Source organism: Streptomyces sp. NPDC107581, from assembly GCF_055657175.1.
On sequence record NZ_JBVKBH010000003.1, the window covers coordinates 184,751 to 205,064 of the forward strand.

Sequence of the window (20,314 nt, forward strand, 5' to 3'; positions counted from 1 at the left end):
TGGATTCGGTAAAGGGTGGCCGGTAATAGTACGTAGGGACCCATGTCAGGGGTTCCCCGCGGGCATGAATTTCCGGTAACTCGGCCGTGTCGGCGACACCACCCCCCGCATTGTCGTGGCCAGGACGGAGAGGGCAGGATGACGGCATGACGCACGCGATGCTGAAGGGGTCGAACGTCCCGCTGGAAGCCACCACGGTGCGCGCCGTGGTGCGCTGGACACCCGGGCAGGGGGTCCCGGACGTGGATGCCTCGGCGCTGCTGCTGGGCCCCGAGGGCCGTGTGCGCTCCGACGAGGACTTCGTCTTCTACAACCAGCCCCGGCACCCGTCCGGACAGGTGTGGCGCCTCGGCAAGAAGCGGATCACCGAGGGCCTGACCGACACGATCCAGTCGGATCTTTCCGGCGTCGAGCCCAGTGTGGGCCGCATCCTGCTGGTCGCCTCCGCCGACGGCGTCTCCTTCGACCGCGTGCCGGCCCTGTGCGTCCTGCTCTACGACGCGGCCGTCGCCGACGGCGAGCCGCTGGCCCGCTTCGAGATCAAGCCGGAGACCGGCGCGGAGACGGCGATGATCTGCGGCGAGCTGTACCGGCGTGGGGAGGGCTGGAAGTTCCGCGCGCTGGGCGAGGGCTACTCGAACGGCCTGAAGGGCCTCGCCACAGACTTCGGCATCTCCGTGGACGAGTCGGAGGCGCAGGAGGAGCCGCGCCAGGCGCTGCCCGAGACCACGTCCCAGCCCCTGCCGCCCGAGCAGCCGCCGGCGGTCCCGGCCCAGCCCGCCTACGGCTACCCGCAGCCGACGTCCGCGCAGCAGCCGTCGTACGGCTACCCGCAGCCCGCCTCGGCCCAGCCCTCCTACGGCTATCCCCAGCCGCAGCCGGCCCTGGCGGCGGCACCGCTGGACCCGGACTTCCGGCTGCCGCCGCAGGGGCCGCAGTTCATCGGCCGGTAGGGATCACTTGTCCGCCTTCGACTTGTAGCCCCGGCCCCACGACAGCCCCCACCCGTACAGCCGGTCCAGCTCGCCCTGGAAGCCGTAGACGAACTTCACCTCACGCCGGACCACCAGCTCGCCCCGAACGTTCTCGATCATCACGACCGCACACGAGCGGGCCTGTGGGTGCCGCTCGTCCAGGCCTATCGCGATACGAGGACCGTTGCTGGGGTAAAGAGTCACGATCGCATGCGTACGGTCGAAGGCCGGCGTCTGGTCGTAGATGTACACGAAGACCAGCAGCCGCTTGATCGCGTCCCGGTGGTCCAGGTTGACGTACATCGTCTCGCCGGACGCCGACCCGAAGCGGTCGTCCCCGCTGAGCTTGATGTACGGCGGTGCGTTGACGTCCCCGAGATAGCCGCCGAGCGGCTGGACGACCCCCTTGCTGCCGTCGGTCAGCTCGTACAGGCAGCCCAGGTCGAGGTCGACGTTGACCATGCTCTGACCGTGCCCGAGCACCTCCGGCGGCTTCAGCGCCTTGAAGGGGTGCCGGAAGAGGCTGGTGCGCTGGGTGCTGTCGAAGTCGGAGGTGCGCATCCGCCAGGTCAGGTTGACGCGCAGATGGCCGGTGGCCGCGTCCTGCTTGGTGAGCGACACCTGCTGGTGCCGCCGGGTCAGCTCGATCGCGTTGGTCGAGGCACTGCCCGAGTCGAACTCGGCGCGTCCGCCCCGCAGCCCGTCGAAGAATCCCATTCCCGCCCCCAGGTCCGCCAGGTACTCGTCTCGACGCCGTCGGGGCGGCCGACCACGTCGGCCGCCCCGAACGAAGCGTTCCTCACCGCGGGGGGTGTCACACCCCGGAGGAGATCTCGGCCTTCTCGCCGGAGCCGGCCTCCTCGGCCGCCAGGGCACGGTTGCGGCGCACGGAGGACCAGAAGGACCAGGCGATCAGGACGACGCCGACGAGACCGGTGACGACCTCGTTGATCTCGTGCTGGATGGTGACCATGAGGATCACGGCCAGGGCACCGATCGCGTAGTGGGCGCCGTGCTCCAGGAAGACGTAGTCGTCGAGGGTGCCCTGGCGGACCAGGTAGACCGTCAGCGAACGGACGTACATCGCGCCGATGCCGAGACCCAGCGCCATCAGGACGATGTCGTTGGTGATGGCGAAGGCACCGATCACCCCGTCGAAGGAGAAGGACGCGTCCAGGACCTCCAGGTAGAGGAACATGAAGAACGCGGCCTGGCCGGCCAGGACCACCGCCGAGCGCTGCTTTCCGCTGCGGGCGGCCTCTTCCTCCTCCTCGTGCTCGCGCTCCTCCTCTTCCTCCAGCCGGTCCTCGAAGAACCCGGAGAGACCGCCGACGATCATGTACGTGATCAGGCCGGCGATACCGGCGATCAGGACCGTCTGCGCCTTGTCGACGTGGGCGCCGCCGTGCTGGTGGGCGTGGGTGGCGAAGGTGAAGGAGGTGATGAGCAGGACGATCAGGGCGATGCAGACCGACAGCATGTCGACCTTGCCGAGCTTGGCCAGCGGGCGCTCGATCCAGCGCAGCCACTGGATGTCCCGGTCCTCGAAGATGAAGTCGAGGAAGATCATCAGCAGGAACATGCCACCGAAGGCGGCGATCGCCGGGTGGGCGTCGGTGACCAGCTGCTGGTAGCGGTCCTTGTTGTTGAGGGCGAGGTCGACCGCGTCGATCGGGCCGATCTTGGCGGTGATGGCGACGATGACGACGGGGAAGACCAGCCGCATCCCGAAGACCGCGATGAGCACGCCGACCGTGAGGAAGATCTTCTGCCAGAAGGCATTCATCTTCTTCAGGATCCCGGCGTTGACCACCGCGTTGTCGAAGGACAGCGAGATCTCCAGGACGGCCAGGATCGCCACGATGCCGAAAGCGGTCCACCCCCCGTAGAACGCCGCAGCGACCAGACCGACCGCGGTGACCGCGAACGACCAGCCGAAGGTTTTGAGAAGCACTGGCTACCCCATCGTGTTGGTACGGGTCTCCCCCGCGCCGTACTCAGCTTTGCTAAACGTTGACCACGAGTGTAGAGGGGCACTCCGTCTGGGGCGGCGGGCAGGGCGACCTGCACGGAAACGCCACAGATCGCGCTGGTCAGCGCCCCTCGGCCTGGATCGCCGCATCCTGCTTCACGAGACGTTGACCCCGAAGTCCAGGGCGATGCCCCGCAGGCCCGACGCGTAGCCCTGGCCCACCGCCCGGAACTTCCACTCGCCCTGGTAGCGGTAGAGCTCGCCGAAGATCATCGCCGTTTCGGTGGAGGCGTCCTCGCTGAGGTCGTAGCGCGCGAGCTCCTGGCCGTCGGCCTGGTTGACCACGCGGATGAACGCGTTGGAGACCTGTCCGAAGGTCTGGGCGCGCTCGTCGGCCATGTGGATGGAGACCGGGAAGATGATCTTCTCGCAGGAGGCCGGCACCTTCGGCAGGTCCACCAGGATCGACTCGTCGTCGCCCTCGCCCTCGCCGGTGAGGTTGTCGCCGGTGTGCTCGACCGAGCCGTCGGGGCTGGTGAGCTGGTTGTAGAACACGAACCACTCATCGCCCAGCACCCGGTTCCCGGCACCGCACAGCAGGGCGCTGGCGTCCAGGTCGAAGGGGGCGCCGGTGGTCGAGCGCGCGTCCCAGCCGAGCCCGATCATGACGTTGGTGAGGTTCGGTGCGGCCTTGGAGAGGGAGACATTGCCTCCCTTGGCGAGCGTGACGCCCATGATGCTGGTCCTCCCCTTGTGGTGCTTCCCTGGTTGTCCTGCACGTCCGGCGCCGACCGTAAACGGTGCGGCGCCGGACGTCGGCGGAGCTGTCGGGCGTCAGACGTTGACGCCGAAGTCCTGGGCGATGCCGCGCAGGCCCGAGGCGTAGCCCTGCCCGATGGCGCGGAACTTCCACTCCGGGCCGTTCCGGTACAGCTCGCCGAAGACCATCGCGGTCTCGGTGGAGGCGTCCTCGCTCAGGTCGTAGCGGGCGATCTCCTGCTCGTTGGCCTGGTTGACCACGCGGATGAACGCGTTGCGGACCTGGCCGAAGGACTGCTGGCGGTTCTCGGCGTCGTAGATCGACACCGGGAACACGATCTTGTCCACGTCGGCCGGGACGCCGGCCAGATTGACCTTGATCTGCTCGTCGTCGCCCTCGCCCTCACCGGTGATGTTGTCACCGGTGTGCTCGACCGAGCCGTCGGGGCTCTTGAGGTTGTTGAAGAAGACGAAGTGCTGGTCGCTTGCGACCTTGCCGGAGTTGTTCAGCAGCAGCGCGCTGGCGTCGAGGTCGAAGTCGGTGCCGGTCGTGGTGCGCACGTCCCAGCCCAGACCGACGATGACGGCGGTCAGGCCCGGGGCCTCCTTCGTCAGCGATACGTTGCCGCCCTTGCTGAGGCTGACTCCCACGGGTCCTCCATGTGGTCTCCAGGGGCGGGGAGCCCCGTCGTGCTTCGGATATGGGATCAACGTGCCGATCCTAGTGACGGGTTCCCGCCCCCCGCAGACCCTGGACCCGATGCATCACAGGTGTCGGCCGCGAGGCCCGGTCACAGGGTGTCGAGCGCCTTCACGTAGTCGTTCAGGTCACGGGCGTCCGGCAGGCCGTTGACCACGGTCCACCGCACGACGCCCTCCTTGTCGATGATGAAGGTGCCGCGGACGGCGCAGCCCTTGTCCTCGTCGAAGACGCCGTACGCGCGCGAGACGTTGCCGTGCGGCCAGAAGTCGCTGAGCAGCGGGTACTCCAGGCCCTCCTGCTCGGCGAAGACGCGCAGGGTGTGGATGGAGTCGTTGGAGACGGCGAGCAGCTGGGTGTCGCGGTCCGAGAACGTCGGCAGGTTGTCCCGCAGCTCGCACAGCTCGCCGGTGCACACGCCGGTGAAGGCGAAGGGGTAGAAGAGCAGCACCACGTTCTTCTCGCCGCGGAAGTCGGAGAGCTTCACGGGGCGGCCGTGGTTGTCCTTGAGCTCAAAATCGGGCGCCTTGTCGCCGACCTGGATCGCCATCGTCGTGCATCCCTTCGGTGGGCCGTTCGGGTGAGAGCACAGCTAGCGCTCGGAACCACCCTACGCAGCGATCACCGCGGAGCCACCACAGGCTTCCGGACGGGCCGGGGTGCTCCCGGCCCGTCCGACGTCCCGAGGACGAGGCTGTTTACTTCTTGCCGGACTTCGCGGCCTTCGGCGTCGCCAGGCGCGAGCCGCTCCAGTCCTTGCCGACGCTGACGCTCTTGGACGCCGTCAGGCCTGCGGTCGTCGCGGCCTCCGAGATGTCACTCGGCTCCACGTACCCCGTACGGCCGGTCTTCGGCGTGAGCAGCAGGATGGCGCCGCCCTCTTCGATGTACGTGGTGGCATCGACGAGTACATCGGTCAGGTCGCCGTCCTCGTCACGGAACCACAGCACGACGGCGTCGGCCACATCGTCGTAGTCCTCGTCCATGAGGTCGCTCTCGATGGCTTCCTCAATGGCCTCACGGAGTTCCTGATCGACGTCGTCGTCGTAGCCGATCTCCTGGACCACCTGCCCGGGCTGGAACCCCAGCCTGGCGGCAGGGTTCGTCCGCTCCTCCGCGTGGTCCGCGGTCGCGCTCACGGGTTGCCTCCTGATCATGTGTCTTGGTGAGTATCTCAGCCACGCGCGTGCGCGAAGCATTGGCCGTAGTCCACACGGGCGGGACGGATCGCGCAAGTACCCGGCCGTCCAGACCGCCGAAACGGTGACGATCCCGGCCGTGTCGTCGCAACTCCTGGCACCGTATCCCGATTCATCGTGGCCCACATCACACCGATGTGCCCGCTTTGTGCGGTTCGGAATCATCCGGCGATACGGCCATCGAACAACTTTGCCATGCCCGTCACACCCCGAGCGTATCGTTGCGTTTTGACCGACCCGGGCCTCGGTTACCCCACAGTAGAGATGACGTAGGCCCTGCCGAGGTACACGATGGGGATCGGTGTAGGCACGAGTAAAAAAGTTGCCCTCTGACAGGTAAGGAACAGCGTGGCTTCCGGATCCGATCGCAATCCGATCATCATTGGCGGCCTTCCGAGTCAGGTTCCTGACTTCGATCCCGAAGAGACCAAGGAGTGGCTCGACTCCCTCGACGCCGCCGTGGACGAGCGCGGCCGGGAGCGGGCCCGTTATCTCATGCTGCGCCTGATCGAGCGGGCCCGCGAGAAGCGGGTGGCCGTGCCCGAGATGCGCAGCACGGACTACGTCAACACGATCCCCACCCGGGCCGAGCCCTTCTTCCCCGGCAACGAGGAGATCGAGCGCAGGATCCTCAACGCGACCCGCTGGAACGCGGCCGTGATGGTCTCGCGCGCGCAGCGCCCCGGCATCGGCGTCGGCGGCCACATCGCCACCTTCGCCTCCTCCGCCTCCCTGTACGACGTGGGCTTCAACCACTTCTTCCGCGGCAAGGACGAGGGCGACGGCGGCGACCAGGTCTTCTTCCAGGGGCACGCCTCCCCCGGCATCTACGCACGCGCCTACCTGCTCGACCGGCTCTCCGAGGAGCAGCTCGACGGCTTCCGGCAGGAGAAGTCGAAGTACCCGAACGGACTCTCCAGCTACCCGCACCCGCGCTCCATGCCGGACTTCTGGGAGTTCCCGACGGTCTCCATGGGCCTCGGCCCGCTCGGCGCGATCTACCAGGCGCGGATGAACCGCTACATGCAGGCGCGCGACATCGCCGACACCTCGAAGTCACACGTGTGGGCGTTCCTCGGCGACGGCGAGATGGACGAGCCGGAGTCGCTCGGCCAGCTGTCCATCGCCGCGCGCGAGGGCCTGGACAACCTGACCTTCGTGGTCAACTGCAACCTCCAGCGGCTCGACGGCCCGGTGCGCGGCAACGGCAAGATCATCCAGGAGCTGGAGTCCGTCTTCCGGGGCGCCGGCTGGAACGTGATCAAGCTGGTCTGGGACCGCACCTGGGACCCGCTGCTCGCCCAGGACCGCGACGGCGTGCTGGTCAACAAGATGAACACGACCCCGGACGGCCAGTTCCAGACGTACGCCACCGAGTCCGGCGCCTACATCCGCCGGCACTTCTTCGGCGACGACCACCGGCTGCGCGCGATGGTCGAGAACATGACCGACGACCAGATCCTGCACCTGGGCCGCGGCGGTCACGACCACCGCAAGATCTACGCGGCGTTCAAGGCGGCCAAGGAGCACAAGGGCCAGCCGACGGTCATCCTGGCCAAGACGATCAAGGGCTGGACGCTGGGCCCGAACTTCGAGGGCCGCAACGCCACGCACCAGATGAAGAAGCTGACGGTCGCGGACCTCAAGGGCTTCCGGGACCGGCTGCACCTGCCGATCTCCGACAAGGAGCTGGAGTCCGGCGTGCCGCCGTACTACCACCCGGGCCGGGACACGGAAGAGATCCAGTACATGCACGACCGGCGCAAGGGGCTCGGCGGGTACGTCCCGACGCGCGTCGTGCGCTCCGAGCCGCTCGCCCTGCCGGACGACAAGACGTACGCGACCGTGAAGAAGGGCACCGGCCAGCAGTCCATCGCCACGACCATGGCGTTCGTACGACTGCTCAAGGACCTCATGCGGGACAAGGAGATCGGCAGGCGGTTCGTGCTGATCGCGCCGGACGAGTACCGCACGTTCGGCATGGACTCCTTCTTCCCGAGCGCGAAGATCTACAACCCGCTCGGCCAGCAGTACGAGGCGGTCGACCGCGATCTGCTGCTCGCGTACAAGGAGTCGCCGACCGGCCAGATGCTGCACGACGGCATCTCGGAGGCGGGCTGCACGGCCTCGCTGATCGCGGCCGGCTCGGCCTACGCGACACACGGCGAGCCGCTGATCCCGGTCTACGTCTTCTATTCGATGTTCGGATTCCAGCGCACGGGTGACCAGTTCTGGCAGATGGCCGACCAGTTGTCGCGCGGCTTCGTGCTGGGTGCGACCGCCGGCCGTACGACCCTGACCGGTGAGGGTCTGCAGCACGCGGACGGCCACTCGCAGCTGCTCGCCTCGACCAACCCGGCGTGCGTGGCCTACGACCCGGCGTACGCCTACGAGATCGCGCACATCGTCCAGGACGGCCTGCGCCGGATGTACGGCGGCGACGCCGGGCATCCGCACGGCGAGGACGTCTTCTACTACCTCACCGTCTACAACGAGCCCCTCCAGCACCCGGCCGAGCCGGCCGACGTGGACGTCGAGGGCATCCTCAAGGGCGTCCACCGGATCAGCGCGGGCACGAGCGGCGCGGTCCCGGCGCAGATCATGGCGTCCGGCGTCGCGGTTCCGTGGGCGCTGGAGGCGCAGCGGCTCCTCGCCGAGGACTGGAACGTGAAGGCCGACGTCTGGTCGGCGACCTCCTGGAACGAGCTGCGGCGCGAGGCCGTGGCCGTGGAGGAGCACAACCTGCTGCACCCGGAGGAGGAGCAGCGGGTGCCGTACGTGACGCAGAAACTGAGCGGGTCCGAGGGTCCGTTCGTGGCCGTGTCCGACTGGATGCGATCGGTTCCGGACCAGATCGCGCGGTGGGTGCCGGGCACGTACCAGTCCCTCGGCGCGGACGGCTTCGGCTTCGCCGACACCCGGGGTGCGGCCCGCCGCTTCTTCCACATCGACGCCCAGTCGATCGTGGTGGCGGTGCTGACCGAACTGGCCAGGGAGGGCAAGGTCGACCGGTCCGTACTGAAGCAGGCCATCGACCGCTACCAGCTGCTGGACGTCTCGGCGGCGGATCCGGGCGCGGCCGGCGGCGACGCATAGGCACTACGGGACAGACGCGCCACCGGACGGGCGCTGCCGGACGGCCGCCACGGGACGGGCGCCACGGGACGGGCGCCACCGGGCAGTCGGCGTAAGGGCGACGGGGCTCATGCCTCCGCCGCCCTTGCGGTCTCTTTACGATTCCGGCATGAAGGGCATGCGGGAACAGCCGGCGCAGCAGCGCTGGGAACGGCTCAGCCAACGGCCGCTGCTGGCGCTCGCGGTGGCCTTCGCCATCGCCTACGCGGTGCCGATCGTGGACGGTTCGGCGGGGTACTCCCTGACGTCCGTGTGCACGGTCGTGGAATGGGTGGTGTGGGGGGCGTTCGCGGCGGACTACCTCGTACGGCTGACCCTCGCGCCCCGGCGCAAGGAGTTCGTGCGGACGCACTGGCCCGATCTGTGCGCGGTGGTGCTGCCGGTGCTCCAGCCGTTGCGGCTGCTGCGGCTGGTGTCGACGCTGCTGCTGGTGGGGCGGCGGGCCCGGATGGCTCCGCAGATCCGGCTGACGACATATGTCGTGGGGTCGGTGATCGGGCTGCTGATGTTCGGGTCGCTCGCGGTGCTGTCGGTGGAGCGGGCCTCGCCGAACGGGAACATCCGGACGCTGGGTGATGCGGTGTGGTGGTCGTTCACGACGATGACGACCGTGGGGTACGGCGATCATGCGCCGACCACCGGGCTGGGGCGGATGATCGCGGTCGGGCTGATGCTGTCCGGGATCGCGTTGCTGGGTGTGGTGACGGCGAACATCGCGGCCTGGTTCATCTCCCGGTTCGAGAAGGACGACGTGGAGGAGCGGCGCCAGACGGAGGCGATCGCCGCCCTGACCGAGGAAGTCCGGTTGCTGCGGGCCGAAGTGGCGAGGCTCACCAGGGACCGGGAGGAGCAGCGCAGTTGAGCCGGCGCCCGGCGCGGGGGCCGCTCGTGGCCCCGAACGCTCCGCGGGGGCAAGGGGACTGCGCGACCGGTCACGGCACGGCCGCATGCACAGCGGTACGGCGGCGCACCCCGGCCGGGCGTCCCGCGGACGCGGACACGCTGCCCCCCTCCGGCAGCGCGTACCGCGGTCCGACGGTCCTCCCCCGGCCCTGCGGAGGACTTGACCCACTGTGACCTGCGGCACGTACCGCGGGCGAGGAATCTTTAGCGGAGTCACCCTGATAGGCGAACCTCGCGGAGACTCGCCGGAATCCACACAGATCCGCGGAGATTCACGGAGGAATGAGAGCTCGGACACGCCCCGCGCGTCCACCGCGCCGCGCCTCGATCCGGCGGGCCGGGCTCTCGCGGGGGAAACGGCGCCGCGACCGAGATCGTTCACGGATCGTTCGGCACCTGACGAAACGTGATACCAGTCACTCGGTTACCGCGAGACCCTCTCGTTCTCCTAGTGTGTCCTCCCAGTGACTTCCTTCGACACCTCTCCGCAACTCAACGTCTGGCGCGCACTGCTCGCGCTGGGCGTCGTTTTCGTGATGCTCGCGACCACCGGCTGGACCGCCCTGCACACCCACCGGGAGTCGACTGCGCTGCAGGCCTCTCTCACCAAGTGGGAGCACGGCAGCATCCACGGCCGCCACCTGCCTGCCGCCGACTCCTCGGCGGCACGGCTCACCCGCTTCTTCACCTCGCTCACCCCGCACGAGCGCGACCGTCTCGCCCACCGCTACCCCCTCGCGGTCGGCAACATGAACGGCGCACCCGTCTCCCTGCGCTACCGCGCCAACCACATCGCGCTGGACCAGGCGCGCAAGGTCGAGAAGAAGCGCATGCACGACGGCCGGCTCAGCTCGGCCGGCCAGCAGGACGCCGGCCGCCGCATGCACCGCTACGAAGCGCTGATGCAGCCCGGCCGCCAGATCCTCGCCTTCGACCCCGAGGGCTCGGGCCGGGTCGCCGAGGTGTTCGGGAGTCTCACCGATGCCGAGCGGATCTCCGTCGTCGTCCCCGGCGTCGACACCGACGTGCTCACCTTCCAGAAGACGAACCGCCGGTACACCGCCACGGTCGGCATGGCCGAGGCCCTGTACGCGGCGGAGCGCAGGCAGAGCCCCTCGACGCGTACGGCCGTGATCGCCTGGGCCGACTACACCGCCCCCGACGGGCTCGGTGTGGACGCGGCCACGGGACTGCGCGCCGAGGAGGGCGCCGTACGCCTGAACGCACTGCTCGGGGCCCTGCCCGGCCGGGCGCCGGTGTCGATGTTCTGCCACAGCTACGGCTCGGTGGTCTGCGGGGTCGCCGCGCACGGCATGCCCGGCCGGGTGGCCGACATAGCGGTGGCCGCGAGCCCCGGCATGCGGGTCACCAAGGCCTCCCGTCTGGGCACCTCGGCCCGGGTGTGGGCGATGCGGGACGCCACCGACTGGGTGCAGGACGTGCCGTACCTGGAGGTCGGCGGGCTCGGGCACGGAGCGGACCCGGTGTCCTCGGGGTTCGGTGCACGGGTGCTGTCGGCGCGGGACGCACAGGGCCATGCCGGCTATTTCCAGCCAGGCACGGACAGCCTGCGCAACCTCGCCGACGTCGGGGTGGGCGCGTACGACGAGGTGACGTGTGCGCACGAGAACGAGGGGTGCCGGGCCGGTCTGCCCGGCACGACGACGGCCGGACGCGCGTAGAAGCAGCAGGAAGTGCGGTCTGCGCGGGTGGCGACGGAGGAGCACGTGCCGCATACGATGAGCCGCATGGGTGACGTACTGGCGGGATTTCATGCCGTCTGGGAGTTCGAGTCCGACTCCGTGCTCATCCGTTACGAACGGGGGATTCGGACACCGAAGCTGTTCCAGGCGCTGGGCGAGCGGCGGATCCCGCTGTCCGCGCTGGAGGAGGTGACCCTCACCACGGGCAAGCGCGGCACGGTCGCCCTGCGGCTGCGTCCGCGCCCAGGCGCGGATCCGCTGACCGAGGCGGCGGCCGGGCAGCTGCGTGAGGGCTCCGACCCGTACCGGCTGGTCGTGCCGGCCGAGCGGTCGACGCTCGCCGAGTACTACGCCGACGAGCTGAAGGGACTCCTGACGGAGTCCGGCTCAGGGCCCGCCGACCGGTACCTGGTGGCCGCGCCCGAGGCGCCTCTCCAGTTCAAGGCGTACGACGGGAAGGCCTCCTTCGACGGGACGTCGGTGCAGTTCCGGTGGTCCTGGACGGGGGCGTCCTCGACGAAGTGGAAGGCCGGGGACCAGAGTTTCGCGGTCAGCGACCTCAGCGGGGTGGAGTGGCGCTCGCCCGAGGTCTTCGAGGGGCATCTGCGGCTGCTGCGGCGCTCCGCCGACCCGGCACGGTCCGTGCAGCCCGACCAGGATCCGGCGACCGTCGTCTTCGGGCTGGGGTACGGGCCGGTGCACGAGTCGCTGCCGTTCGCGGCGGCCGTGCTGGCGGCCGTACGCACCCGAGGGCCGGTACCGGTGGTACCGGCCCCTTCGCGGCGGGACCCGGCCGACATCGCCGAGCGGATCCGGCACCTCGGGGAGCTGCATCAGGCGGGGCTGGTGACCGACGAGGAGTTCTCTTCCAAGAAGGCGGAGTTGCTGGCCGAGCTCTAGCGATCCGGCGCCCGCCGAGCGCCCGGCCTGCCGGGATCCGGCGCCCGCCGAGTTCCGGCGTCTGCCGGACGTGGCGGACGGGCGACTGCGGCCGGTCGTCGGCTGTGCGCGCAGTTCCCCGCGCCCCCCTCGGGGCGCGCTACTGCTCCCGTGCGTAGAAGCTGATCTTCCGGTCCAGCACGGCGAGTGTGTCGTGCAGCTCCGCGATCCTGGCCAGGACGTCGCGGCGGGTCGACTCCAGCAGTTGCTGCCGCTCCCCGTAGGTCTGCTCGCCCTCCCGCACCAGCTCCGCGTACCTGACCATGTCCGCCACCGGCATGCCGGTCAGGCGCAGCTTGTTCACGAAGTCCAGCCAGTCCAGGTCGCGGTTGGTGTAGCGGCGCTGGCCGGTGTGGGAGCGGTCGACGTGCGGCATCAGCCCGATCCGCTCGTACCAGCGCAGCGTGTGCGCGGTCAGGCCGGTGAAGGCGACGACCTCGCTGATCGTGTAGTGGTCCTGGCCGTCGGGGCGGGGATGGCGCCGGGGTGGGGCGGAGCAGATGTCGGCGCGGGTGGCCTGCTCGGTGTCCGCTGGCGTGGTCTGCATCACCGTCATACCCCCAACGCTATGGCCTTGGAGTGCACTCCAAGCAAGCGGAACCGGTAAGAATTCCGTGGGACGGACCGGGGCGCGACCGTTAGCGTGCGGGCATGAATCTTGTACGCCGAGCCGTGGCCGAGGACGCGCCGGAAGTACTGCGCCTGCGCCAGGTGATGATCGATTCGATGGCCGACGCGGACCGCTCCACCGACTGGCACGGGGAGTCCCTGCCCGGGCTGCGGGCCCGGCTGGACGAGCCGGACGGCACCTTCGCGGCCTTCGTGGTGGACCACCCGGAGCGGCCGGGGGCGCTGGCCGCGCTGGTGGCCGGGACGGTCGACTACCGGATCGGGAAGGCGGGCGATCCGTCCGGGACGGTCGGGTTCGTCTTCAGCGTCGCCACCGACCCGGGCACGCGCCGTCGCGGGTATGCGCGCGCGTGCATGGACACACTGCTGGACTGGTTCCGCGAGCACGGCGCCCACCGCGTCCACCTCACCGCGTCCGCCGAGGCGGCGCCGCTCTACGCCGACCTCGGCTTCGTGCCCAAGCCCGACCCTTTGATGGAGCTCAGGCTCTGAGCGCCTAGGCTCGGGGCATGTCGCTGAAGAGCCTCGCACTGATCGAGAACTGGCCCGTCCCGACCGCCGCCGCGGGTGTCGTACGGGCCGACGGGACCGTCCTCGGGACCCACGGGCCCGCCGGGCACCGCTTCGCGCTGGCCTCGGTGACCAAGCCGCTGGCGGCGTACGCGGCGCTCCTCGCGTACGAGGAGGGTGCCGTCGAGCTGGACGAGCCGGCCGGACCGCCCGGGGCGACCGTGCGTCATCTGCTCGCGCACACCTCCGGGCTCGCCTTCGACGAGCACCGCGTGACGGCTCCTCCCGGGGAGCGGCGGCTGTACTCCAACGCCGGTTTCGAGCAGCTCGGGGACCACATCGCCAAGGCGACGGACATCCCGTTCGCGGAGTATCTGCGGCAGGGCGTGCTGGAGCCGCTGGGGATGACCTCGACGTCGCTGGAGGGTTCGCCGGCGAAGGACGGCGTGTCGACGGTGGAGGACCTGCTGCGGTTCGCGGCGGAGGTGCAGGCGCCGCGGCTGCTGGATCCGCGGACGGTGGCCGAGGCGATGACGGTGCAGTACCCGGGGACGAAGGGGGTGCTGCCCGGTTACGGTCACCAGAACCCGAACGACTGGGGGCTGGGCTTCGAGATCCGGGACTCCAAGTCGCCGCACTGGACGGGGAGTTCGTCGTCGCCGCGTACGTTCGGGCACTTCGGGCAGTCCGGTACGTTCCTGTGGATCGACCCGGACGCGGGGGTCGCGGCCGTCGCGCTCGCGGACCGGGCGTTCGGACCCTGGGCGAGCGAGGCGTGGCCGCCCTTCACCGACGCGGTGCTCGGAGAGCTGCGGGGCTGAGCAGTCCTGCTCGAAGAGCCGAGGGGTGAGCGGACCTGCTCGAAGAGCCGCGGGCTGAGCGGACCCGCTCTGGAGAGCTGCGAGGTGAACGGGCCCGCTCGAAGAGCCGCGAGGCGGAACGGACCCGCTCGGAGAGCCGCGGGGCTGAGCAGTCCTGCTCGAAGAGCCGCGGGGTGAACGGACCTGCTCGAAGAGCCGCGGGGTGAACGGACCTGCTCGAAGAGCCGCGGGCTGAGCGGACCTGCTCGAAGAGCCGCGAGGCGGAACGGACCCGCTCGGAGAGCCGCGGGGCTGAGCAGTCCTGCTCGGAGAGCCGCGGGGTGAGCGGGTCTACCCCGCCATCTCCCACAGCAGCAGCTCCGCCGCCGTGCCCCCCACCGCCTCCAGGCCCCGCGCCCCCGTGATCCGTGCGGAATCCCCCGGGCCCAGGGTCTCCCCGGCCAGGCCCACCTCTCCGTGGGTCACGTGCACGTAGACGTACGCCGCGTCCGGGACCGCCGTGCGCTCCCCCGCGGCCAGACGGCGCACGTGGAGCATCGCGCCCGCGCCCGGGACGGCGTACGGAGTGGAGTCGGCGATGCCCGGGACGATCTCGTAGGACGGGTCACCGCCGGGGCTCAGCGGCGCCAGCCACATCTGGACGAAGGTCAGCGGCACCGAGGCGTCGTTGCGTTCCACGTGACGGACGCCCGCGGCCGCGCTCAGGTGCTGGACGTCCCCGGGGCGGACCCGGCTCTCGTGCCCCGTGGAGTCGCGGTGGGTCAGCTCGCCCTCGACGACCCAGGTGACGATCTCGGTGTGGCTGTGCGGATGTTCGTCGAAACCGGCCCCGGGCGCCAGCCGCTCCTCGTTGCAGGCGATCACCGCGCCGAACCGCAGGTTGTCGGGGTCGTAGTGCGGACCGAAGGAAAAGGCGTGGCGGGAGTCGATCCCGGCCTGTGGATCCCCTCCGCGATAGCGCTCGCCGGCGCGCCGTACGTGCATCACGGGCACCACCGTAGACCTCACCCCTGACCCGGCGGCGCACGGTCCCGTCCGGATAAGGCAGTCTTGTCCCGTGCCCGAACCCGAATCCCACCCCAGAGAACCCGCAGCACAGCACGTCCACCCGCACTCCGCGACCCTGAAGCGGCTGGAGAAGTCCTCCGGGAGTCTCGCCGCGCAGGCCATCGCACGCATGGACGAGACCCTGTCGTGGTACCGGGCCATGCCCCCGGAGAACCGTTCCTGGATCGGGCTCGTGGCCCAGGCGGGCATCGCCGCCTTCACCGAGTGGTTCCGGTACCCGGACGCGCCCCAGGCGATCTCCACGGACGTCTTCGGGACGGCGCCGCGCGAGCTGACCCGGGCCATCACGCTGCGGCAGACCGTGGAGATGGTGCGGACCACCATCGAGGTCATGGAGAGCGCGATCGACGAGGTCGCGGCTCCCGGGGACGAGCGCGTGCTGCGCGAGGCCCTGCTCGTGTACGCGCGCGAGATCGCCTTCGCCACCGCCCAGGTGTACGCCCAGGCAGCCGAGGCACGCGGTGCCTGGGACGCACGGCTGGAGTCGCTGGTCGTCAACGCCGTGCTCAGCGGGGAGGCCGACGAGGGCGCCGTGAGCCGGGCCGCCGCGCTCGGCTGGAACTCGCCGGAGCATGTGTGCGTCGTGCTCGGGACCGCGCCCGACGGGGACAGCGAGCTGACCGTCGAGGCCATCCGGCGGGCCTCCCGCCATGCCAAGGTCCAGGTGCTCACGGGCGTGCTCGGGGACCGGCTCGTCGTCATCGCCGGTGGCAGCACCAACCCGCTCGCCGTCGCCAAGTCGCTGATCGGGCCGTTCGCGGCCGGACCGGTCGTCGCCGGTCCCGTCGTCCCCGATCTGCTGGCCGCGACCCGGTCCGCGCAGGCCGCCGCCGCGGGGCTCAAGGCGTGTTCCGCCTGGCAGGACGCACCGCGGCCGGTGCTGGCGGACGATCTGCTGCCGGAGCGGGCCATGGCGGGCGATCCGAGCGCCCGCGAGCAGTTGGTGGAGGAGATCTACAGACCGCTGGAGGAGGCGGGCTCGGCGCTCCTGGAAACCCTGAGTGTCTACCTGGAGCAGGCGAGCAGTCTCGAAGGCGCGGCCCGCATGCTCTTCGTTCACCCGAACACCGTGCGCTACCGGCTCCGACGTGTGACAGACGTCACCGGCTGGTCGCCGTCGGATGTACGATCCGCGTTCACACTGCGAATCGCGCTGATCCTGGGGCGTCTGGCCGATGGAGACCCCCAACTCTAGGCTTTTGTGGGGTGCCCACAAAAGCCCCCCGCGTTCTTCGTCCCTGTCCCCACGGGCGGCCATGACCGTCCCCAAGAGAGAGTGTGAGAGTGCTCGTACTCGTCGCTCCCGGCCAGGGCGCCCAGACGCCCGGCTTCCTGACCCCCTGGCTCGACCTCCCCGGTGTCGCGGACCGCGTCGCCGCATGGTCGGACGCCATCGGACTGGACCTGATCCACTACGGCACCCAGGCCGACGCGGACGCCATCCGGGACACCGCGGTGGCGCAGCCGCTGCTGGTCGCCGCCGGGCTCCTGTCCGCCGCGGCACTCGGTGACATCACGCCGGGCGCCGTCGCCGGCCACAGCGTCGGCGAGTTCACCGCCGCCGCGGTCGCGGGGGTGCTGGACGACGCCGCCGCGCTCGGCCTGGTCCGCAAGCGGGGTCTGGCCATGGCCGACGCCGCCGCGATCACCGAGACCGGTATGGCGGCGCTGCTCGGCGGCGACCCCGAGGTCACTCTCCCGCACCTGGAGAAGCTGGGCCTGACCCCCGCGAACATCAACGGCGCGGGCCAGATCGTCGCCGCCGGAACGCGGGAGCAGATCGCCGCGCTGGTCGAGGACATGCCCGAGGGCGTCCGCAAGGTCGTTCCGCTGGCGGTCGCCGGCGCCTTCCACACCCAGCACATGGCCCCCGCCGTAGAGGCGCTGGCCAAGGCTGCCGTGGAGGTCGCACCGGCCGACCCGAAGGTCACCTACGTCTCCAACAAGGACGGCAGGACCGTCGCGAGCGGCGCCGAGGTCCTTGAGCGGCTGGTCGGCCAGGTCGCCAGCCCCGTGCGCTGGGACCTGTGCATGGACACCTTCCAGGGACTGGGTGTCACCGCGCTCATCGAGGTGTGCCCGGGCGGCACGCTGACCAACCTGGCCAAGCGCGCCATGCCCGGCGTCCGGCGGCTGGCGCTGAAGACCCCCGACGACCTCGACGCTGCCCGCGAGCTGATCGCCGAGGCGTCGACACCTGCCGCTGACGCGGCGGGCGTCTGACGAAGGAGCCCCAGAGCATGTCGAAGATCAGGCCCAGCAAGGGTGCCCCGTACGCGCGCATCCTCGGCGTCGGCGGCTACCGGCCGACCCGCGTCGTGCCCAACGAGGTGATCCTCGAGAAGATCGACTCGTCCGACGAGTGGATCCGTTCGCGCTCCGGCATCGAGACCCGGCACTGGGCGGGCCCCGACGAGACGGTCGCCGCGATGGCCATCGAGGCCTCCGGCAAGGCCATCGCCGACGCGGGCATCGACGCCGAGCAGATCGGCGCCGTCGTCGTCTCGACCGTTTCGCACTTCAGCCAGACCCCCGCCGTCGCCACCGAGATCGCCGACAAGCTCGGCACGGCCAAGGCCGCCGCCTTCGACATCTCGGCCGGCTGCGCGGGCTTCGGCTACGGCCTGACCCTCGCCAAGGGCATGGTGGTGGAGGGGTCCGCCGAGTACGTGCTCGTCATCGGCGTGGAGCGGCTGAGTGACCTGACCGACCTGGAGGACCGGGCGACGGCCTTCCTGTTCGGCGACGGCGCCGGCGCGGTCGTGGTCGGCCCCTCCAAGGAGCCGGCGATCGGCCCGACCGTGTGGGGCTCCGAGGGCGACAAGTCCGAGACCATCAAGCAGACCGTCTCGTGGGACCGGTTCCGGATCGGTGATCTGTCCGAGCTGCCCGTCGACAGCGAGGGCAACGTCAAGTTCCCTGCGATCACGCAGGAGGGCCAGGCGGTGTTCCGCTGGGCCGTGTTCGAGATGGCGAAGGTCGCCCAGCAGGCGCTGGACGCGGCCGGAATCAGCCCGGACGACCTGGACGTCTTCATCCCGCACCAGGCCAACGTGCGGATCATCGACTCGATGGTGAAGACGCTGAAGCTGCCGGAGCATGTCATGGTCGCCCGTGACATCCGCACCACCGGCAACACCTCGGCCGCCTCGATCCCGCTCGCGATGGAGCGGCTCCTGGCGACCGGCGAGGCGAAGAGCGGCGACACCGCACTCGTCATCGGATTCGGGGCGGGTCTCGTCTACGCCGCCACGGTCGTTACCCTCCCCTAGGCACTCCGTGCCGGGTCTGCGATCCGGTGCGGACGTCGTACCACCCCTGCCGCTGTCGCGGCGGGCGCCGTAATACCGTCTGGAAATCAAGAAGGAGCGCCTGACATGGCCGCCACTCAGGAAGAGATCGTCGCCGGTCTCGCCGAGATCGTGAACGAGATCGCCGGGATCCCCACCGAGGACGTCCAGCTGGACAAGTCCTTCACCGACGACCTGGACGTCGACTCGCTGTCCATGGTCGAGGTCGTCGTCGCCGCCGAGGAGCGCTTCGACGTGAAGATCCCGGACGACGACGTCAAGAACCTGAAGACCGTCGGTGACGCCACCGACTACATCCTCAAGCACCAGGCCTGATCCACCCCTCAGGCCTGAGGCTGCAAGGCCCCGCCACCCGGCGGTGGCGCCGTAGATTCCCGCATCCGTTGGAGAAAGAATTCCCGTGAGCCCGACCAATCGCACCGTGGTCGTCACCGGTATCGGCGCAACCACACCGCTGGGTGGCGACGCAGCTTCGTTCTGGGAGGCCCTCGTCGCCGGCACGTCCGGCGTCCGTCTCCTGGAGCAGGACTGGGCGGCCGAGCTGCCCGTCCGCATCGCCGCGCAGATCGCCGTCGAGCCGGGCGAGATCCTGCCCCGCCCGCAGGCCCGCAAGCTGGACCGGTCGGCGCAGTTCGCGCTGATCGCCGCTCAGGAAGCCTGGAAGGACGCCGGTTTCACCGCCAAGGCCGGTGAGGACCCGTCCGTGAACCCCGACCGTCTGGGTGCGGTCATCGCCTCCGGCATCGGCGGTGTGACCACGCTCCTGGACCAGTACGACGTACTCAGGGAGAAGGGCGTACGCCGGGTCTCCCCGCACACCGTGCCGATGCTGATGCCCAACTCCCCGGCGGCCAACGTCGGTATCGAGCTGGGTGCCCGCGCCGGTGTGCACACCCCGGTCTCGGCCTGCGCCTCGGGCGCGGAGGCCATCGGGTACGCGATCGAGATGATCCGCACCGGGCGTGCGGACGTGGTCGTGGCCGGTGGTACCGAGGCCGCCATCCACCCGCTGCCGATCGCCGCGTTCGGCAACATGATGGCGATGTCCAAGAACAACGACGACCCGCAGGGCGCCTCGCGTCCCTACGACGCCGATCGCAACGGCTTCGTGCTCGGCGAGGGCGCCGGTGCCATCGTCCTGGAGTCCGAGGAGCACGCGAAGGCCCGCGGCGCCCGGATCTACGTCGAGGCGGTCGGCCAGGGCATCTCCGCCGACAGCCACCACATCACGCAGCCCGAGCCGTCCGGCAACGGCATCGCGCACGCGCTGCAGAACCTGCTGGACAACACCGACCTGAAGCCGGCCGAGATCGTGCACGTGAACGCGCACGCCACGTCGACCCCGCAGGGTGACGTCGCCGAGATCAAGGCGCTGCGCAAGGTGTTCGGGGACGACGTCGACCACATGGCCATCTCGGCCACCAAGTCGATGACGGGTCATCTGCTGGGTGGTGCCGGCGGCATCGAGACCGTCGCGTCGATCCTGGCGCTGGTGAACCGTACGGCTCCGCCGACCATCAACCTGGAGAACCTCGACCCCGAGGTCAACGCGGACGTGGTGGTCGGTGAGGCCCGTCAGCTGCCCGAGGGCCGGATCGCCGTGCTGAACGACTCGTTCGGCTTCGGCGGGCACAACGTGGTGCTGGCGTTCCGGACGATCTGAGTCCTGTGACGCCGAATGGCCCGGTCT

General features: G+C 69.9%; 20 protein-coding genes. 12 read left to right on the top strand and 8 right to left on the bottom strand.

What is annotated here, in order from left to right:
- Window positions 1-146: 146 nt before the first annotated feature.
- The gene (locus ACZ7P3_RS07605) at window positions 147-953 is read left to right on the top strand and encodes a TerD family protein (protein ID WP_472079665.1); all 807 of its coding nucleotides are present in this window, start codon (window positions 147-149) and stop codon (window positions 951-953) included.
- 3 nt (window positions 954-956) lie between these two features.
- Here the strand turns inward: ACZ7P3_RS07605 and ACZ7P3_RS07610 are convergent, their stop codons facing one another.
- From ACZ7P3_RS07610 to ACZ7P3_RS07635, 6 genes are all read right to left on the bottom strand, one after another.
- Window positions 957-1,691, bottom strand: a complete 735-nt coding sequence (locus ACZ7P3_RS07610) for a TerD family protein (RefSeq protein WP_472079666.1) — start codon at window positions 1,689-1,691, stop codon at window positions 957-959.
- A gap of 97 nt (window positions 1,692-1,788) precedes the next feature.
- A complete protein-coding gene (locus ACZ7P3_RS07615) occupies window positions 1,789-2,928 on the bottom strand; it encodes a DUF475 domain-containing protein (RefSeq protein WP_472079667.1) in 1,140 nt (379 codons plus the stop codon).
- A gap of 174 nt (window positions 2,929-3,102) precedes the next feature.
- Complete coding sequence (locus ACZ7P3_RS07620; RefSeq protein ID WP_472079668.1) at window positions 3,103-3,681, bottom strand: TerD family protein; 579 nt, start codon at window positions 3,679-3,681, stop codon at window positions 3,103-3,105.
- A 99-nt stretch (window positions 3,682-3,780) separates the two neighbouring features.
- Window positions 3,781-4,356 (bottom strand): TerD family protein, encoded by a 576-nt coding sequence (locus ACZ7P3_RS07625; protein ID WP_361120016.1) that lies wholly within the window; start codon window positions 4,354-4,356, stop codon window positions 3,781-3,783.
- Between the two features lie 140 nt (window positions 4,357-4,496).
- Complete coding sequence (locus tag ACZ7P3_RS07630) at window positions 4,497-4,955, bottom strand: peroxiredoxin (protein ID WP_472079669.1); 459 nt, start codon at window positions 4,953-4,955, stop codon at window positions 4,497-4,499.
- 148 nt (window positions 4,956-5,103) lie between these two features.
- On the bottom strand, window positions 5,104-5,544 hold the full coding sequence (locus tag ACZ7P3_RS07635) for a DUF3052 domain-containing protein (RefSeq protein WP_067314036.1): 441 nt from the start codon (window positions 5,542-5,544) through the stop codon (window positions 5,104-5,106).
- 408 nt (window positions 5,545-5,952) lie between these two features.
- Between ACZ7P3_RS07635 and aceE the strand changes: the two genes are divergently transcribed.
- From aceE to ACZ7P3_RS07655, 4 genes are all read left to right on the top strand, one after another.
- The gene (aceE, locus tag ACZ7P3_RS07640; RefSeq protein WP_472079671.1) at window positions 5,953-8,700 is read left to right on the top strand and encodes a pyruvate dehydrogenase (acetyl-transferring), homodimeric type; all 2,748 of its coding nucleotides are present in this window, start codon (window positions 5,953-5,955) and stop codon (window positions 8,698-8,700) included.
- Window positions 8,701-8,857: 157 nt separating this feature from the next.
- Window positions 8,858-9,601, top strand: a complete 744-nt coding sequence (locus ACZ7P3_RS07645; protein ID WP_472080303.1) for a potassium channel family protein — start codon at window positions 8,858-8,860, stop codon at window positions 9,599-9,601.
- 505 nt (window positions 9,602-10,106) lie between these two features.
- Entirely contained in the window at window positions 10,107-11,324 is a 1,218-nt protein-coding gene (locus tag ACZ7P3_RS07650) for an alpha/beta hydrolase (RefSeq protein WP_472079673.1), read from the top strand.
- 66 nt (window positions 11,325-11,390) lie between these two features.
- Window positions 11,391-12,245 (top strand): DUF4429 domain-containing protein, encoded by an 855-nt coding sequence (locus ACZ7P3_RS07655; RefSeq protein WP_472079675.1) that lies wholly within the window; start codon window positions 11,391-11,393, stop codon window positions 12,243-12,245.
- Between the two features lie 139 nt (window positions 12,246-12,384).
- Here the strand turns inward: ACZ7P3_RS07655 and ACZ7P3_RS07660 are convergent, their stop codons facing one another.
- The gene (locus tag ACZ7P3_RS07660; protein ID WP_472079677.1) at window positions 12,385-12,840 is read right to left on the bottom strand and encodes a MerR family transcriptional regulator; all 456 of its coding nucleotides are present in this window, start codon (window positions 12,838-12,840) and stop codon (window positions 12,385-12,387) included.
- Window positions 12,841-12,935: 95 nt separating this feature from the next.
- Between ACZ7P3_RS07660 and ACZ7P3_RS07665 the strand changes: the two genes are divergently transcribed.
- Entirely contained in the window at window positions 12,936-13,406 is a 471-nt protein-coding gene (locus ACZ7P3_RS07665) for a GNAT family N-acetyltransferase (protein WP_472079679.1), read from the top strand.
- Window positions 13,407-13,423: 17 nt separating this feature from the next.
- Entirely contained in the window at window positions 13,424-14,245 is an 822-nt protein-coding gene (locus tag ACZ7P3_RS07670) for a serine hydrolase domain-containing protein (protein WP_472079680.1), read from the top strand.
- A gap of 330 nt (window positions 14,246-14,575) precedes the next feature.
- Here ACZ7P3_RS07670 and ACZ7P3_RS07675 read toward each other — a convergent pair whose 3' ends face one another.
- A complete protein-coding gene (locus tag ACZ7P3_RS07675; protein WP_472080305.1) occupies window positions 14,576-15,229 on the bottom strand; it encodes a pirin family protein in 654 nt (217 codons plus the stop codon).
- Window positions 15,230-15,302: 73 nt separating this feature from the next.
- On the opposite strand from ACZ7P3_RS07675, the gene ACZ7P3_RS07680 reads away from it, so the two are divergent.
- From ACZ7P3_RS07680 to fabF, 5 genes are all read left to right on the top strand, one after another.
- Window positions 15,303-16,508, top strand: coding sequence for a PucR family transcriptional regulator (locus ACZ7P3_RS07680; RefSeq protein WP_472079682.1), 1,206 nt, complete (start codon window positions 15,303-15,305; stop codon window positions 16,506-16,508).
- 89 nt (window positions 16,509-16,597) lie between these two features.
- Window positions 16,598-17,536, top strand: coding sequence for an ACP S-malonyltransferase (locus ACZ7P3_RS07685; protein ID WP_472079684.1), 939 nt, complete (start codon window positions 16,598-16,600; stop codon window positions 17,534-17,536).
- Window positions 17,537-17,553: 17 nt separating this feature from the next.
- Window positions 17,554-18,585 carry a beta-ketoacyl-ACP synthase 3 gene (locus ACZ7P3_RS07690; protein ID WP_472079686.1) on the top strand — a complete coding sequence of 344 codons (1,032 nt, stop codon included), beginning with the start codon at window positions 17,554-17,556 and terminating at the stop codon, window positions 18,583-18,585.
- A 105-nt stretch (window positions 18,586-18,690) separates the two neighbouring features.
- The gene (locus ACZ7P3_RS07695) at window positions 18,691-18,939 is read left to right on the top strand and encodes an acyl carrier protein (RefSeq protein WP_472079688.1); all 249 of its coding nucleotides are present in this window, start codon (window positions 18,691-18,693) and stop codon (window positions 18,937-18,939) included.
- Window positions 18,940-19,024: 85 nt separating this feature from the next.
- Window positions 19,025-20,287: a beta-ketoacyl-ACP synthase II gene (gene fabF / locus ACZ7P3_RS07700; RefSeq protein ID WP_472079690.1), complete on the top strand. Its 1,263-nt coding sequence runs from the start codon at window positions 19,025-19,027 to the stop codon at window positions 20,285-20,287.
- Window positions 20,288-20,314 lie beyond the last annotated feature (27 nt).